We start from the raw sequence: 16,426 nt of genomic DNA on the forward strand, positions 1-16,426 counted from the left end.
TCGTGGGATATATGAGAAAAGGAAGAGTTTAGTGAAAGAAATCTCAGTAGTAATTAAAGAGCAGTTTCAACATCTGGGAATGATTTCTCGGATGTCGCGATATGAAGACAAGGCAACTTATCAGAGTCACTATTTAGGCTTGGCTTGGCAAATCTTGAATCCTGCAATCCAGGTGGGAATCTATTATTTAGTTTTTGGCGTTGGTGTCAATCGAAATCGAGAAATTTCCGGCGTACCATTTATTGTTTGGATGCTGATTGGGATTACCGCTTGGTTTTATATGAATTCTTCTGTTTTGGGGGCATCGAACAGTATTCATCGCCAAGTAGGTATGGTCGCAAAGATGAAGTTTCCGGTTAGCATTTTGCCAACAATCAATATTATCAGTAATCTTACTTCTTACGCTCCAATGACGGTGATCGTTGTGGGATCGCTCCTTGTTAGTGATACCATGCCGACCTTGTATTGGTTGCAGTACTTCTATTACTTTTTCTGCATGCTGGTATTTATGTTTGCTTTTGGACTATTAAATGCGACGATTACCGTTTTGATTCGCGACTACCATATTCTGCTACAGTCGATTCTACGTCTATTGTTTTATGTGTCGGGACCAATTTGGGATATCAATAATCGTAATTTGCCAGTGGCTTTAGTTAAAATTTTACGGCTGAATCCTTTTTACTATATCATTGAAGGCTTTCGAGATAGTTTCTTGAGCCGCCAATGGTTCTGGGAGAAACCAAATTTTACGCTGATTTTCTGGGGAATGGTCTTTATCTTATTAATCCTAGGAAGCCATCTTCATATGAAATTCCGAGCACGCTTTGTTGATTATATTTAAAATCTGAACTGACGGAATTGAAGAACATTCAATGTTCGTCAGTTTTTTTCTCAGCAAATGTACCTAAATCTTTCTGTTTTTTTGAAAAATGGGCTTTCGTTGCGTTTCATTTTCATTTCAGAATTATTAAGATTGTGTTATAAAGCAAGCGTTGCGTTGCTCAAAGACGGAAACTATGGCAAAATTTATTCGATATTGTAAGATTGAAGAGACCGAGGTGTACCATGCGCTTATATCAGAAAATTATTTTAGCGATTCTAGGAATTATTACATTAGGAGTTGCTGGAGTAACTGTTTATGGAATCAAAATGTACCACGATGCGAACACGACTTTTAATAATATTGTTGAAAAAGTGGATCGCAAAACGTCTAAGCGGGAAAAAGAAGTGAGTATCGAAGATCGTGAACCTTTCTCCATCCTTTTGTTAGGAATCGATACTGGAGCGCTTGGTCGGACGGAACAAGGACGATCAGATAGCATGATGGTCGTCACTGTGAATCCAGAACAAAAGAAATCAACCATTGCTAGCTTGGACCGTGATATTTATACGCAAATCGTTGGTTACGATACGATGGATAAGCTGAATCATGCCTATGCATACGGCGGTGTGGAAATGTCGATGGACTCAGTGGAAAATCTGTTGGATATTCCTATTGACCACTACGTAACCATCAATATGCAGGGAATGCGAGATTTGATTGATGCAGTTGGCGGAATTGAAGTGGATAATAAAATTGATTTCACCCTTGAAGGCGTTCATGTTCCTGCAGGGAAAATCACGTTAAATGGAAAAACCGGACTAGCTTATGCTCGGATGCGTAAAGACGATCCAGAAGGGGATATTGGTCGCCAAAAACGTCAACGGGAAGTTATTACCAAAATTGTTAAAAAAGTTATGAGCTTGGATAGCGTCAGCAATTATCAAAAAATTCTCAAAGCGGTGGAAAAAAATTCTAAAACCGATTTAGCTTGGGAAGATATGCTGGATATCGCTGAAAACTACATTCCTGCTTTTGATAAAATCGAACAAGTACAATTACAAGGCGAAGGTCAGATGCTTAATGGCGTTTACTATCAAATTCTGGGAATCAATGAATTGTTAAAAGTTCAAAATGCTTTGAAAACGCAACTGGATATGCCAACGAGTGAAACGTTGCCTACAGGTGATCAATACACAAGTGGCTATGCAGAAGGTCAATTTTACGATGATAGTAATGGTTCTTATGATGCAAGTGTGCAAAATCAAGAAGACACAGGTACCTATACAGAGGGAACCGACTATTATGATTATGATGAAACCGGCGCTAACTATGAGGAAAGCTACACAGAAGGCGGCTATTAAAAAAACTGGGAAACCAGTTTTTTTTATTGCTCAACAAATATACGCAGCTTATGCACAAAACTTTTTCCACAGCGGTATTTTTTTTGATGGTGTTTCACAGGCAGCGTTTTTGAAAAAGACAAGAAAGCAATGAAAGACAATAAAAATTCTTTAGGAATAAAAAGTTTCAAGATTTTTCGTGAAACATTTTGTTGAATTTATCTGTTGTGTTTAAATATTTTTATAGTTCGCAAAAAGTCACTGCTTAACTGACTTTTTTTTGGTAAAATGAGATGGTACGCAACTGTGTCTGGAAGGATTTGGAGAATGAAAAATTTAAAAAAGAATCTACAATCAAAAAACTGGATTGAAAGCATGAAAAAAGGTGCAAAGGAACCGGAAAGTAAAGGAGCAAAACGTTCCCACGTTCCCTTTCGTTTGAATTTTTTATTTTTTGTAATTTTTGCATTATTCGTCGCGCTGATTGCGCAATTAGGCTATTTACAAATTGTAAATGGCGAAAATATCACTAAACAACTAAAATCTTCTTCAGTGATTAAGGTACAGGGCAGCACGCCGCGAGGGATGATTTACGATTCTACCGGAAAAGCCTTAGTCAGTAATCAAGCCAACCCGGCAATTACGTTTACCCGGGGAAATAAGATGACGGCAGATGACCTTTATACCATCGCAAACAAATTGAATGAACTGATCGATGTCCCTGTAGACAGCAATTTGCGAGAACGGGACAAAAAGGATTATTGGTTAGGAAATAAAAAAAATCTGGAAGAAGCAACGGAACGCTTATCTGACGAAGAAAAGAATTTAGATACCAGTGAACAGTATGCAAAAATCGTTGATAAGGTAACAGACAAAGAAATTCAATTTTCAAAAGAACAGGAAAAGGCGGCAACAATTTTTAAACGAATGAATGGCGCACAGGCCTTAAATACGATTTTTATTAAGAATAGAAATGTCACAGATGAGGAACTGGCAATCGTTTCGGAACGAACAGCAGAATTGCCCGGGGTTTCTACTGGAACAGACTGGACACGGAAATATGAAGAAAAAGGTTCCTTGAAGAGCATTATGGGCAGTGTCTCCACCGAAGAACAAGGAATCGAAGCAGAAGATTTAGAAGAATACTTGGCAAAAGGCTACGCGCGAAACGATCGTGTCGGGACAAGCCAACTGGAAAAGCAATATGAAGAAGTATTGCAGGGAACAAAAACACAATACGAGATCACCTTGGATCATGAAGGCAACATTTCGAATCAAAAGGAAGTTTTTGCAGGAGAAAAAGGTTCTAACCTTGTGCTTTCTATCAATGCAGAGTTCCAGAAAAAAATCGATGCGATTTTGAAGAAGCATTTTGAGAACTTAATCGACAGCGGACGGGTAGAATATTCGCCAGGAATTTATGCGGTAGCAATGAATCCGAATACTGGTGGTGTTTTAGCTATGTCAGGTTTTCAACATAAAACGAAATCTACTGAACTTGAAGAATACGCACTAGGCACCATTACTCATGCCTTTGTTCCCGGTTCCGTAGTGAAAGCAGGAACCTTGACAGCCGGCTGGGATGCGGGCGTTTTAAAAGGAAACGAAGTGTTGTATGATGAACCAATCAGAGTACAAGGTTCTGCAGTCAAAGGGTCAATTTATAATAAAGATGGCAGTGCCAATCAAAGTTTATCTGCACAAAAAGCGTTGGAAATTTCTTCCAATGCCTATATGATGAAAGTTGCCTTTCGTTTGTTGGGAATGGAGTACAGTTCTGGTGTGGCAATGCCTTATATTGATCAACCGGCACAGATCAAAGCATTCGATGAATTGCGAACGGCTTTTGCTCAATATGGAATGGGAACAGAAACTGGCGTTGATTTGCCAAATGAAGCCTCCGGAATCGTTACACCCCTAGAATCCTTGTCTACCAATGGTACCGGGGGATTGATTTTAGACCTTTCATTTGGACAGTATGATACCTACACGACGATCCAGCTTGCACAATATGCCTCCACTGTAGCTAATGGTGGCAAACGAATAAAACCACATTTGGTTTCCGGTATTTATGACAATGATGAAAACGGCAATCTTGGCGAGCTGAAAAAAGCAATTGAGCCGACTGTTTTGAACACAGTAGATATTTCTCAATCAGAAATGAAAATCATCCAAGACGGTTTTTATGATGCAGTTCACGGAACTAGTGGCTGGACAACTGCAACTGGTTTGGCTTCAGCAAAAATGGATGTATCTGCCAAAACCGGTACTGCTGAAACGCTCATAATTGATGATGGCAAAGAAGTCAATTTAATCAACAGTAATTTGGTTGCTTATGGACCTTCTGAAAATGCTCAGGTATCCATCAGCATCATGATTCCCCAAATCAAGGAATTATCCGGCGATCACACAAATGTGGAGATTGCAAAAGAAATCATGGACGCGTATTATGATTTGTATATGAAATAAATGAGTGGACATGGCGAAAGTCATGTCCTACTTTCTTGTTTAAAAAAGAGTTAGGCTTTGAAATAATCACTAAAAGCGAGTATTTTAAAGATAGAGAATAAAGAAAGCGAAAATAAAGTAAAGTAGTTTATAAAGGGAGAGTCATCATGACTGAAAATTTTGAAGAGAAAATGCGTCTGCTTCATCAAGAATATGGACACTATACAGTAGAAGAACGACGGCGACTTCTCGAAGAAATGAGACGGAAAAATATTCTGACGTTTCGTAAAATCGAACGCTTGAAACATGATTTGTTACGACTGGAAGCTAAGCGGGCACAACTGCGGTTGTCTGGAAATGAAAAAGAATTGGCACTGTTGGAAAAACGAATGCTGGAGAAAAAAGAAATATTTCTGAAAGTATTTGATAAAGCCCGGAGAAGAGGGGAATAGATGGCGTTTATCGAGTTAGTGATTTTAATTGCAGGAGCAATCACCTTCTCCAATATTTTCAATAAAATCGTTCCTGCGATTCCAATTTTCTTCTTACAAATTTTTCTGGGAATTCTACTGGGGCTGACCTCATATGGTCAATCAATTAATTTTGAGCCGGAGATTTTCTTAGTAATGATTATTGCACCACTGCTTTTCCGTGAAGGAGAACATGCTGATATTCCCATGATTCTTAAAAATTTTGGTGTGGTCTTGGCGTTGGCGTTTGGTGGCGTGCTGTTGACTTTGCTAGGGGTTGGATTATTGTTGCATCAGCTGCTTCCTTTCATTCCATTGGCGGCCTGCTTTGCTTTTGGTGCAGCGTTAGGACCGACCGATGCTGTGGCTGTGGGTTCTTTGACGAAACGATTAAAAATTTCCGAAAAAGCGGTACGGATTTTAGAAGGGGAAGGACTACTGAATGATGCATCTGGAGTTACCGCTTTTCAGTTTGCTGTAGCGGCGTTGGTTTCTGGCACTTTTTCGTGGTCAAGTGCTGGTTTTCAACTTTTTATGGCAAGTGTTGGCGGTGGCTTGGTAGGCTTTCTTGTAGTGTGGGTAAAACGCAAAATCATTCAGTTAATCGAGCAAGCTTCTGCACAAGATGTCACAGCTTATCTATTGATTGAATTATTATTGCCATTTTCGGCATATTTGGTTGCTGAAAGTTTCCACGTATCAGGAATTATTGCAGCGGTTGTTGCAGGTGTTGCACAGGCGCATGGTCGCAGAAATCCAGTTACACTGTTTACTGCAGAGTTGGCAAACGTTTCAGAAGCAACGTGGAGTATGATTGGATTTACCTTGAATGGACTAGTTTTTATTTTCTTGGGAATCGAAGTGTCACAAGTTTTTTCACCAATTTGGGAGAATACAGATTATTCCAATTGGTATTTGTTAGGCATCATCCTGCTGATTGCTTTAAGTTTATTTTTGATTCGTTGGGTATTTATTACCGCCATCTATTTGATAAAAGAAGGATGGCATAAGATGATGGAGAGTTTTTCTGAAATTCTCTTATTGACCTTCGGCGGAGTAAAGGGAACTGTCAGCCTAGCGACAATCTTTATTTTACCTGTCGTTATCCATGAGGAAACCTTTGAAAATCGAGCGCTGTTGCTGTTTTTAACTGCGGGTGTGATTTTGGTAACATTAGTGGTTGCCCTGATGGTGTTGCCGCTGCTTTCAGACGGGGAAGCAGAGCTGCCTCTTGATCGAAACCAAGTATTGATTTTAAAAGAGGTTACGAAACAGCTGAGAAAAGACCGAGAAATCGAAACTCTTTCAGAATCGGAAAACGTTGCTTTGCAATCAGTTATTGATGCGTATGAAGGGCGGATTTGGGAAACCTATGAGGAAGCTCTGACAGAAAGCGAGCAGCAAGAAGTCCAAGAAATTCAAGGATTGATTTTATCGATTGAACGAACTGGGCTAGATGAAAATTTTCGAAAAGGAAAAATCAGCCGTGACAGTTATCGTATTTATTCCCGGTTCATTACTAATTTTCAAAAATCAGCGACTCGGCAGTTTTTTTCTTTCTTAGGTTTTTGGTTCCTTGTCGTTTGGCGAATTATACGAGTGATTACCCATCCTCGGCTTTTTTTGCAACGACGTCATTCTGGGAAAAAAGAGTTGAAAAAACGGGATATCAGCGAATTACAACGGGTCTTTGAGGAAAATACGCAAGAAATCCAGCATAGTTTGGAACATTTGCGGGATATTTATGATGAGCAACTAATTGAAGGATTTTTGCATCGTCGGCAGTCAATTATTGAGCGGTTGCAACGCTCAGATTTCTTTTTTAAGATGATGCTGGAAGGTGATCCTGCGTTTACAAAAGAAATTTTGCGGGGATATTATTTGGAGCGAAAAGTGATCGATGAATTTGAAGAAGCAGAAAAAATCACGACGTTTTCTGCCAATGATTATCGGAAACAGGTCAATTTATTGGAATCCTATGCAATCAATCAGACGGATTTTACAAGTTTGACTAATTTTTTGTGGCAAATTCGAATTGAAAAATAGCGAAAAACATCAAATTTTGGTGTTTTTCTTTTTGCCAAAATTTCTTGCAGAAACGATGAAGCTATTTTTTGGAAAGAATGAATATGTTACAATAAGCAGGAACTATCGAGGAGGGATTTTTTGAAAGAGTTAAAAGTGGCGCATTTGACGAAAACTTATGGAGAAAAAACGCTTTTTGACCAAATCTCTTTTTTGATACATGAAAAAGATCGAATCGGTCTTATTGGTATCAATGGCACAGGCAAATCCAGCCTACTGAAAATTTTGGCAGGAAAAGACAGTGGAGATGGCGATGTTACTGCTGTGTCATATCCTAATGGGTACCGAATTGGCTTCTTGTCGCAATCAACTGATTTTTCCGATGGGGAAACAATTTTAGAAGCCGTTTTTCAAGGAGAAAGCCCGGTAATCCAAACGGTTCGCCGCTACGAACAAGCCTTGTTGGCATTGACAGAAAATGAAAACGATCCTCAAACCCAAGCCGTATTTACACGAGCAGAGGAACAGATGAATGAGAATGACGCGTGGATGACGGATACGAACGCAAAGATTATTTTGCAGAAGCTGGGGTTGAAGGAGCTGCATAAGAAAATCGGTGACCTTTCCGGAGGACAGAAAAAACGGGTGGGTTTGGCTCAGGTTTTAATTGATGAACCAGATCTGCTATTGTTGGATGAACCAACAAACCATTTGGACTACGAAGCAATTTTATGGTTGGAAAACTATTTGAATCAGTATCAAGGAGCGTTGATGATGGTGACCCATGATCGGTATTTTCTCGATCGGGTAGCCAATCGCATGTTTGAGCTGTCTTTTGGAAAGCTGTATGAATACAAAGGCAATTATGAAGCCTATCTTTTGGAAAAAGCAGAGCGAGAACGAATTGCCTCTGATCAAGAGGATAAGCGCAAGCAATTGTACAAACAGGAATTAGCCTGGATGCGCAAGGGAGCAAAAGCCCGCTCCACAAAACAGCAAGCCCGGATCGGTCGATTTGAAGAATTGAAAGAAAATTTGTATCAAGTTCAAACTACCGATGAAGTAGCAATTGATGTTGCAACAAAACGATTAGGCAAAAAAGTTCTAGAAATAAAGTCCGGAAATTACTCGATTGAGAATCAGCTTATTTTAAAGGATTTTGATTTGCTGATTCAGTCCAAGGAACGCTTGGGAATCACTGGTGAAAATGGGACCGGTAAATCAACGCTGCTGAATTTATTGGCGGGACGGCTGGAATTGGACAGTGGGACACTTTCAACGGGTGAAACGGTGCGACTGGCGTATTATACGCAGCAAAATGAAGCGATGGATGAAAATCAGCGGATGATCGCCTATCTGCAAGAAGCAGCAGAACAAGTGCGACAAACAGATGGCACGCAAATTAGTGTTGCGGAAATACTGGAACGTTTTTTATTTCCCAGACAGATGCACGGAACCCTTATCGGTAAATTGTCCGGTGGCGAAAAACGACGTTTGTATCTGCTGAAATTATTGATTGGACAACCGAATGTTTTATTGATGGATGAACCCACCAACGATTTGGATATCTCTACTTTGACAGTTTTAGAAGATTATCTTGACAAATTTCCGGGAGCTGTAATCACGGTTTCTCATGATCGATATTTTCTGGATAAGGTTGCAGAAAAGCTATTAATTTTTAAAGGTCAAGGTCAGATTGAAGGGTATTATGGTTCCATTATGGATTATCTTCAAACAACTTCGCCGAGCGTAGAGGAACCAAAAATATCCCAGGAAAAAACAATAGCACCTAAAAAGAAAAAAATGAGTTATTTGGAACAAAAGGAATGGGAAACCATTGAAGAGGAAATTACCAAACTTGAAGAAAAGTGTGAAGAATTAACAGAAGAAATGAACCATCAAGGGGATAATTTTACGAAACTGCAAGAGTTGCAACAAGCCCTTAGTGATACGGAGACGGAACTGGAAGAAAAAATGGCTCGGTGGGAATATTTGAGTGATTTTGCAGACGCATAAAAGGAGGAAACGATGGAACAAGCATATCTGGATTTAGGACGGAAAATTTTAGAAGAAGGCCATCAAAAAGGCGATCGCACAGGAACCGGAACCAAAAGTCTTTTTGGGTATCAGATGCGGTTTGATTTAGCGGAAGGCTTTCCCCTTCTAACAACCAAACGGGTGCCTTTTGGCTTAATCAAAAGTGAATTGCTATGGTTTTTACATGGAGATACCAATATTCGTTATTTGCTTCAACAGAACAATCATATTTGGGACGAATGGGCGTTTGAGCGCTATGTACAAAGTAATGCGTATAATGGACCGGATATGACAGATTTTGGCAGACGATCTTTAGTAGATGATGCCTTCAATCAACTCTATCAAGCAGAATTAACTAAATTTTGTGGACGTATTCTTGAGGATGAGGCATTTGCGAAAGTTCATGGGGATTTGGGGCATATTTATGGCTATCAATGGCGCCATTGGGAAACCAAAGATGGCGGTTTTATCGATCAGATTAAAGAAGTGATTGAAACCATTAAAACAAACCCTAATTCACGTCGGCTGATCGTTTCTGCTTGGAATCCCGAAGATGTGCCTTCCATGGCGTTGCCGCCTTGCCACACAATGTTTCAGTTCTATGTAAATGAAGGGAAGCTAAGCTGTCAACTGTACCAACGCAGTGGGGACGTTTTTCTGGGGGTTCCTTTCAATATTGCCAGCTATGCATTATTGACACATTTAATTGCTCATGAAACAGGTTTAGCAGTGGGAGAATTCATCCATACGTTAGGTGATGCGCATCTGTACAACAATCATTTTGAACAGATGAAAGAGCAGTTGCGCCGAGAAGTTCGTCCATTTCCTAAGCTGATTTTGGCAAATAAAAAATCTGTCTTTGATTTTGATTCAGCAGATATCACTTTAGAAGGCTATGATCCTCATCCTGCCATCAAAGCACCGATTGCGGTATAGCAGGCATATTGATTTTTGCAACAGAAAAAATAAATGAATAAAAGAAGGGGGAGAAAAAATGTTAGCAGCAATTTGGGCAGAAGATAAAAATGGTTTAATTGGTCATAAAGGAACCTTACCTTGGCGTTTGCCTAATGATCTTCGCTTCTTTAAAGAAAAAACAACCGGTCATACTATCGTGATGGGACGAAAAACGTTTGAAGGAATGGGAAGTCGTCCATTACCAAACCGAAAGACGATCGTTTTAACCAGTAATCCAACATATCAAGCTGCTGGTGTACGTGTTTTACATTCTGCGGATGAAGTACTGGCGCTAAAAGAGGAGCAGCTATTTGTGATTGGCGGTGCTGTGGTTTTTGAGGCGCTACTACCCGCCTGTGATACACTTTTTCGAACAGTAATTGATGCCGAATTTGAAGGAGACACCTATTTTCCTAAGTTAGATTGGAGCAAATGGGAAAAAGTCGAAGTAATCGAGGGAATCCTTGACGAAAAAAATCGCTACCCACACCAATTTGAAATTTACAAACGCAAATAAAAAAAGACGATGCTTTTCATTTTTTGAAAAGTGTCGTCTTTTTGTGAAATCAGGTAAAAAATAATATGGAAAAATAAATTAACCCGGCACCCAACATCACGAACAGATGCCAGATGACATGCATGAAGCGGATGTGTTTCATGCTGTAAAAGAAGGCACCCACTGTATAAGAAACGCCTCCGCCCACCAATAAAGCTGTTCCCATAATTCCCAGTGATGCTAGTAATTGTTTGGCAGCAAGGATACATAACCAGCCCATAATGATGTAGATAATCGTTGAAATTTTAGAAACGGTTTCTTTTCGATGTAAGGTAATGGACTTATAAACGACACCGCTGATCGCCATAGTCCAAATCAAGACAAATAAGGTCCAACCCAGCCATCCTCTAATGCTTAGCAGACAATAAGGCGTGTAGCTGCCGGCAATCAAAAGAAAAATTGAATCATGATCGAACACTTGAAAAACTTTTTTTGCTTTAGTAAAAATCAAACTATGAAAAAGTGTAGAACATAAAAAAAGTAAAATCATCATTGAACCATATAAGGCATAAGACACCACATGGATCGCCGACCCCATTCGTACACCCCTCACCAATAAAACAACGAGACCAGCTACGCTCAAGCCAAAGCCGATTCCGTGGGTGACCGCATTCAATACTTCATTTAAAATGAGGTATTTGCGACTAAATTTTGAATTTTCCATGAAAGCGTCCTCCTTCTTTTCTAAATAAGATGAAAATTTGATTTCTCTCTGTTATACTTGAAATAGATAAGGTTTAACCGTATTCTACCATGAAGTGTATCCAGTTTTAAAGAGAGAGTGGACAAACAATGATAAAACTTAAGATAGTAACAGATTCTTCTTGCACAATGGAAAAAAGTGTTCGGGATCGTTTGAATATTCATGTGATGCCGTTATCCGTCATGATTGATGGAGTTGTTTATCCAGATGACGACAATTTGAGTGGTGAGAAATTTATGGAAATGATGAAAAACGCAAAGGAATTACCTAAAACAAGTCAACCACCAATTGGACAATTTGTCGATCTTTACGATGAATTAGGCAAAGATGGCAGCAAGGTGTTGTCTATTCATATGACAAAAGGGTTAAGTGGAACTGTCGAAGCAGCAAGACAAGCCAGCAATCTTTCAAAAAGCAGTGTAACCGTTATTGATAGCGACACGACCGATCAGGGATTATCCTTTCAAGTTATTCGAGCAGCTGAGTTGGCACAAGCCGGTAAAGAAATTACTGAGGTTTTAGACGAAGTAGAACGGGTGCGGGAAAATACCAAATTATATATTGGTGTTTCTACATTGAACAATTTGGTAAAAGGGGGACGAATCAGTCGTGCGACCGGAATTCTATCCAATTTGTTAAACATGCGGGTCGTGATGGACTTTGATCATTCGGAATTGGTTCCGGTAGTCAAGGGACGTGGAGCAAAGACATTCACGAAATGGTTCGATCAGCTAAAAGAAGAATTGAAAGAACTACCCAATGTAAAACAAATCGGGATTTCCCACGCTTCGGGGCTTGAATTGACAGAAAAATTCAAATCAGAATTACAGGTGCTGTTCCCAGATATGCACATCCCATTACTGCAAACCACACCAATCATCGCTACCCATACAGGCGAAGGTGCGTTTGCCATTATGTATTACACGGAATAATTAAATGATGCAGCTTGAAGGACAATCCTTTGAGTTGCATTTTCTTGTACATAACATTTAGAAATTTCTAATTTCAGTAAACTTTCTGGAAGAAAACTACCTTTTTTAGCTTTTTTTTGCTAAAATGCTTTATACTTATAAGAAAAAAAGAAACGAATGCGTTAATTGGAGCGGGATTTTTTTGAAAATAATGAAAGGTATTATTCATCTATTATTGGTAGTCATCGGAGCATTGCTAATCTTTTTTGTGTTAAATCAGGCAATCCCAAAGGAACAAGCACGGCTAGAACCGGTTGTGGCTTCTGACAAGGACTCGGATAAGAAACCAAAAGTACACTATGTAGCAATCGGCGATTCTTTGACAGAAGGTATTGGAGATCAAACTAATCGAGGTGGTTTTGTTCCCATCGTAGCCGATGATATTCAAAGCCGATACAATTTAACTAGTGTTGAAGTCGAAAATTATGGAGTCGCTGGAGAACGCAGTGATCAAATTTTGAAACGAATGAAGAAGGATACATCCATTCAGGAGAATCTGAAATCAGCAGACTTTATTACCTTAACTGTTGGTGGAAATGATTTGATGAAGGTCATCCAAGATAATTTTTTTGGTTTGACGATTAAAACGTTTAATAAACCAATCAAAAAATACCAAGCACGGGTGACGGAATTGTTGGATGAAATTCGTACCTTGAATCAACAGGCACCCATTTATGTGCTTGGCATCTACAATCCTTTTTATCTTAATTTCCCTGAAATCACAGACATGCAGACGATTGTTGACAACTGGAACGCAGCAACTGAAAAAGCTCTTACGGAGGAAACATCTGCGTATTTTATTCCAATCAATGATTTGCTGTATCAAGGATTAGATGATAAAGTTGGTATTACCAGTGAATTGGAAGAAACGGACAACAGTTCTTCTGAAGGCAATAAGCTGTCGATTGTGGATAACAATGTTCTTTATGATGGCGATAAATTTCATCCCAATAACATTGGCTATCAATTGATGGCTAATACGGTACGTGATGAATTGATTAAAACACAAGATGAATGGATAAAGGAGCAAAACTAATGGAAAAGACACCGAAAAGAAAACAGCCGCAAAAGAAAATGTGGAAGTTTCGGGTGAAAAATCCTTGGCGCTCTGCCTTTTTGCTTTTAGTGGCGGTTGTATTAGGTACCGGTTTTTTCTTTGGTTCCCGTATTTTTGCCAATCGCGAACCGAACTATAAAAAAACACCAGCTATTGTTGAGCGTCAGGGAACGCCCGTATTGACGATCAACAGCAATAAAAAGCAAGTCAATGAGTTGATTGATTTTTATTTGGAAGAATTTCAAAAGGATTCGGATGTAAAATATGAATTCACTTTAGAAAATGAAGCAATGCTGACGGGAGAGTTCAAGGTGTTGGGTTTCCCGGTTCAATTTTATTTATATTTTGATCCATATGTCATGGATAACGGCAATGTTCAATTACGAGCTAAAAGTCTGTCCATCGGTACGTTAGGTTTGCCGCTCAAAGAGGTTATGAGCATGGTCAAACGCAGTTATAAATTTCCAAAATGGATCGAAGTCAATCCCGATGATGAAAATATCATGATTCGTTTGGATCAGTTTCGAATGCAAAACGGATTATTCATGCGGGCGAACAAAATCAATCTTGTGGACGATGAAATCCAGATTAGTTTGTATTTACCAGCAACTAAAAAATAAGTGAATTGTTCTTATTTTTCGTAGACCGATGTTATAGAGTGAATTCTGATACTTAAAAAGGAGTGTTTTATTGTGGAAAGAGCAATTTTTGCCGGCGGGTGTTTTTGGTGCATGGTTCAACCTTTTGATGAAACGCCAGGGATTTATTCGGTCGTTTCAGGATATACTGGCGGACATGTTCCTCACCCAACCTATGAACAAGTATGCAGTCATACGACGGGACATACAGAAGCGGTTGAAATCATTTTTGACCCAGAAATTTTTAGTTATCAATCGTTAGTGGATATTTACTGGCAGCAGACAGATCCAACCGATGCTTTTGGGCAATTTGAGGATCGTGGCGACAATTATCGTCCCGTGATTTTTTATACGACAAAGGAGCAAAAGGCAATCGCTCAGCAAAGTAAGGAAGAGTTGCAAGCCAGTGGTCGCTTTGATCGACCAATAGTGACTGCGATTGAACCGGCACAAGTTTTTTATCCGGCGGAGGATTATCATCAAGAATATTACAAGAAGAATCCAGAAAATTTTGCCCGAAATCATGCTCGGCGTGCTGCTTTTGTAGAAAAAAATTGGGGGAACTTGGATGTATAAAAGTTTTTACCACTATTTAATGGCCGTCAAGGGACCGAATCACCGTGATGAAGCACAGGTTTTTGCCACCCATGCGAGCCACGATATCCAATTTCCAAAACAGTCGACGGATTACCATGAATTATCTACTTATTTGGAGATGAGTGTGGATTATCTGCCAACGATGGATATTTTTGATCGTCTATGGGAAAGATATCTTGAAGAAAATAAATAAAAAAACTGATAAAATCCACCGCTGATTTTATCAGTTTTTTTTTGTCAGAAAAGTCTTTGAGAAAGTTTGAATAATCAATTTTTTTCATAGCAAACCAGAGAAACTATGCTAAAATGAAACAGACGCTAAAAAAAGAAAACGGTCAAAACTAGCGAGAAAGATAGAAAGCTGGAGGAAAAAATGAAGCAAGGGATTCCTTTTTATAAATACATGATTTCCATGATTTGTGTTGCAATTATTTTTGGTGGTGGAGGAATTCTCTTCCAACGAAACAGTGATGCACAAGCAGAAAAAAGTGAGACAGCCACAGATGGTGACGAATTGCAAAAGGTACATGATCTATATCAAACTGTCACAGATAATTATTATAAAGATGTTGATAAGGAGAAGTTGATTGAAGGTGCTTTGAGCGGGATGGCAGAAGCATTGGATGATCCTTACACGACCTATTTGAACCAAGAGGATGCCACGGAGTTGGATCAATCTTTGTCTGACAGCTTCGAAGGAATCGGAGCAACCTTGGTGCTGGTGGATAAAATTCCACAAATCGCACAGGCGCCCATCAAAGGAACACCTGCCGAAAAAGCTGGACTACGAGCAAAAGATCAGATTTTAAAAGTGGATGACAAAGAAACTGCGGGCAAAGAATTGACCGAAGTTGTTCAAGAAATTCGTGGGGAAAAAGGAACAAAGGTCAAACTGACCATTCAACGGGGGCAAAAACAATTTACTGTCACCTTAGTTCGGGACACTATTCCTCTGGAAACGGTTCATGGTGAAATTGCTGCGGATCATCCAAAGGTAGGGGTGATTCAAATCACCAGTTTTGGCGAAGGAACCACCACTGAATTAAAAACAGCCATTGAGGCTTTGAGAAAAGACGGAGCAACTTCTTTTCTGTTAGATGTTCGGCAAAATCCTGGCGGTTTATTGGATCAAGTAGAACAAATGTCCAGTATGTTCTTAGAAAACGGCAAAACGATTGTTGAATTTGCTGACTCGGAAGGTGTTGTCTCAACGGCAAAAGCCAGTGAAAAATTAGACAACGGATTTAAAGTCAAAGAACCGGTTGTAGTTTTAGTAGACAGTGGTTCCGCCTCAGCCGCCGAAATTTTTGCTGCGGCTTTAAAGGAATCGGCGAATGTTCCGGTAATCGGGACAACGACTTTTGGAAAAGGAACCGTTCAAAGCATTGCTGATTTAGGAGACGAAAGTGAAATCAAATTAACCATCATGAAATGGTTGACACCTTCTGGAGATTGGATTCACGAAAAAGGTCTCAAGCCGACGATTGAAGCAGACTATCCTAAGTATGCCTATCTACCGCCCCTGCCACGGGATGAAACATTGAAAGCAGGGCAGAATTCCGATGACGTATCTACCTTGAATCAGTTTTTAAATGCCCTTGATTATGGTACGAGCGGTAGTTTGTTCAATGAAAAAACCTCTGCGGCAGTCAAAGAGTTACAAGAAAAATATCAATTAGACGTAACAGGAGAAGTGGAAGAAAAAACTGCTACACAAATTGAAGCACTGATTACTAAAAAACTGCAAACGCAGGATCAGGCCTATTTAACAGGATTAGACGAATTAGCAAAACAGAGTAAATAA

At 39.5% G+C, this 16,426-nt stretch carries 15 protein-coding genes; 14 read left to right on the plus strand and 1 reads right to left on the minus strand.

The window, feature by feature from the left end; all coding sequences use genetic code 11:
- The first annotated feature begins 31 nt into the window (after positions 1 to 31).
- The 8 genes from FFM66_RS05395 (at position 32) to FFM66_RS05430 (ending at position 10,617) form a co-directional block, all read left to right on the plus strand.
- Complete coding sequence (locus FFM66_RS05395) at positions 32 to 841, plus strand: ABC transporter permease (protein WP_048605011.1); 810 nt, start codon at positions 32 to 34, stop codon at positions 839 to 841.
- Between the two features lie 224 nt (positions 842 to 1,065).
- Positions 1,066 to 2,184, plus strand: a complete 1,119-nt coding sequence (locus FFM66_RS05400) for an LCP family glycopolymer transferase (RefSeq protein WP_048605012.1) — start codon at positions 1,066 to 1,068, stop codon at positions 2,182 to 2,184.
- A 306-nt stretch (positions 2,185 to 2,490) separates the two neighbouring features.
- Entirely contained in the window at positions 2,491 to 4,632 is a 2,142-nt protein-coding gene (locus FFM66_RS05405) for a peptidoglycan D,D-transpeptidase FtsI family protein (RefSeq protein ID WP_137605243.1), read from the plus strand.
- Between the two features lie 146 nt (positions 4,633 to 4,778).
- Positions 4,779 to 5,063, plus strand: coding sequence for a hypothetical protein (locus tag FFM66_RS05410; RefSeq protein ID WP_048605015.1), 285 nt, complete (start codon positions 4,779 to 4,781; stop codon positions 5,061 to 5,063).
- On the plus strand, positions 5,064 to 7,127 hold the full coding sequence (locus FFM66_RS05415) for a cation:proton antiporter (protein WP_137605244.1): 2,064 nt from the start codon (positions 5,064 to 5,066) through the stop codon (positions 7,125 to 7,127).
- Positions 7,128 to 7,247: 120 nt separating this feature from the next.
- On the plus strand, positions 7,248 to 9,122 hold the full coding sequence (locus tag FFM66_RS05420; RefSeq protein ID WP_137605245.1) for an ABC-F family ATP-binding cassette domain-containing protein: 1,875 nt from the start codon (positions 7,248 to 7,250) through the stop codon (positions 9,120 to 9,122).
- A gap of 12 nt (positions 9,123 to 9,134) precedes the next feature.
- Positions 9,135 to 10,079, plus strand: coding sequence for a thymidylate synthase (locus FFM66_RS05425; RefSeq protein ID WP_137605246.1), 945 nt, complete (start codon positions 9,135 to 9,137; stop codon positions 10,077 to 10,079).
- A 58-nt stretch (positions 10,080 to 10,137) separates the two neighbouring features.
- Entirely contained in the window at positions 10,138 to 10,617 is a 480-nt protein-coding gene (locus FFM66_RS05430) for a dihydrofolate reductase (protein WP_137605247.1), read from the plus strand.
- Positions 10,618 to 10,666: 49 nt separating this feature from the next.
- Here the strand turns inward: FFM66_RS05430 and trhA are convergent, their stop codons facing one another.
- Complete coding sequence (gene trhA, locus FFM66_RS05435) at positions 10,667 to 11,320, minus strand: PAQR family membrane homeostasis protein TrhA (RefSeq protein ID WP_137605248.1); 654 nt, start codon at positions 11,318 to 11,320, stop codon at positions 10,667 to 10,669.
- A 128-nt stretch (positions 11,321 to 11,448) separates the two neighbouring features.
- Between trhA and FFM66_RS05440 the strand changes: the two genes are divergently transcribed.
- The 6 genes from FFM66_RS05440 (at position 11,449) to FFM66_RS05465 (ending at position 16,426) form a co-directional block, all read left to right on the plus strand.
- Positions 11,449 to 12,291 (plus strand): DegV family protein, encoded by an 843-nt coding sequence (locus FFM66_RS05440; RefSeq protein WP_137605249.1) that lies wholly within the window; start codon positions 11,449 to 11,451, stop codon positions 12,289 to 12,291.
- Between the two features lie 181 nt (positions 12,292 to 12,472).
- Positions 12,473 to 13,366, plus strand: a complete 894-nt coding sequence (locus FFM66_RS05445; RefSeq protein WP_137605250.1) for an SGNH/GDSL hydrolase family protein — start codon at positions 12,473 to 12,475, stop codon at positions 13,364 to 13,366.
- Positions 13,366 to 14,007, plus strand: coding sequence for a YpmS family protein (locus FFM66_RS05450; protein ID WP_137605251.1), 642 nt, complete (start codon positions 13,366 to 13,368; stop codon positions 14,005 to 14,007). Before FFM66_RS05445 ends, FFM66_RS05450 begins: the two co-directional genes overlap by 1 nt.
- Positions 14,008 to 14,079: 72 nt before the next feature.
- Complete coding sequence (gene msrA / locus FFM66_RS05455; protein ID WP_048605023.1) at positions 14,080 to 14,601, plus strand: peptide-methionine (S)-S-oxide reductase MsrA; 522 nt, start codon at positions 14,080 to 14,082, stop codon at positions 14,599 to 14,601.
- Positions 14,594 to 14,815: a YozE family protein gene (locus FFM66_RS05460; protein ID WP_137605252.1), complete on the plus strand. Its 222-nt coding sequence runs from the start codon at positions 14,594 to 14,596 to the stop codon at positions 14,813 to 14,815. The genes msrA and FFM66_RS05460 overlap by 8 nt, the downstream gene beginning before the upstream one ends.
- A gap of 180 nt (positions 14,816 to 14,995) precedes the next feature.
- Positions 14,996 to 16,426 (plus strand): S41 family peptidase, encoded by a 1,431-nt coding sequence (locus FFM66_RS05465; RefSeq protein ID WP_137605253.1) that lies wholly within the window; start codon positions 14,996 to 14,998, stop codon positions 16,424 to 16,426.

It is taken from the genome of Enterococcus songbeiensis (genome assembly GCF_005405265.1).
GTDB lineage: Bacteria > Bacillota > Bacilli > Lactobacillales > Enterococcaceae > Enterococcus_C > Enterococcus_C songbeiensis.

What these genes read in the sequence shown, in the direction of transcription:
- FFM66_RS05400 (WP_048605012.1), top strand. Translation starts at nt 1,066, where the DNA reads ATGCGCTTATATCAGAAAATTATTTTAGCGATTCTAGGAATTATTACA.
- FFM66_RS05405 (WP_137605243.1), top strand. Translation starts at nt 2,491, where the DNA reads ATGAAAAATTTAAAAAAGAATCTACAATCAAAAAACTGGATTGAAAGC.
- FFM66_RS05410 (WP_048605015.1), top strand. Translation starts at nt 4,779, where the DNA reads ATGACTGAAAATTTTGAAGAGAAAATGCGTCTGCTTCATCAAGAATAT.
- FFM66_RS05415 (WP_137605244.1), top strand. Translation starts at nt 5,064, where the DNA reads ATGGCGTTTATCGAGTTAGTGATTTTAATTGCAGGAGCAATCACCTTC.
- FFM66_RS05425 (WP_137605246.1), top strand. Translation starts at nt 9,135, where the DNA reads ATGGAACAAGCATATCTGGATTTAGGACGGAAAATTTTAGAAGAAGGC.
- FFM66_RS05430 (WP_137605247.1), top strand. Translation starts at nt 10,138, where the DNA reads ATGTTAGCAGCAATTTGGGCAGAAGATAAAAATGGTTTAATTGGTCAT.
- trhA (WP_137605248.1), bottom strand. Translation starts at nt 11,320, where the DNA reads ATGGAAAATTCAAAATTTAGTCGCAAATACCTCATTTTAAATGAAGTA.
- FFM66_RS05440 (WP_137605249.1), top strand. Translation starts at nt 11,449, where the DNA reads ATGATAAAACTTAAGATAGTAACAGATTCTTCTTGCACAATGGAAAAA.
- FFM66_RS05450 (WP_137605251.1), top strand. Translation starts at nt 13,366, where the DNA reads ATGGAAAAGACACCGAAAAGAAAACAGCCGCAAAAGAAAATGTGGAAG.
- FFM66_RS05460 (WP_137605252.1), top strand. Translation starts at nt 14,594, where the DNA reads ATGTATAAAAGTTTTTACCACTATTTAATGGCCGTCAAGGGACCGAAT.
- FFM66_RS05465 (WP_137605253.1), top strand. Translation starts at nt 14,996, where the DNA reads ATGAAGCAAGGGATTCCTTTTTATAAATACATGATTTCCATGATTTGT.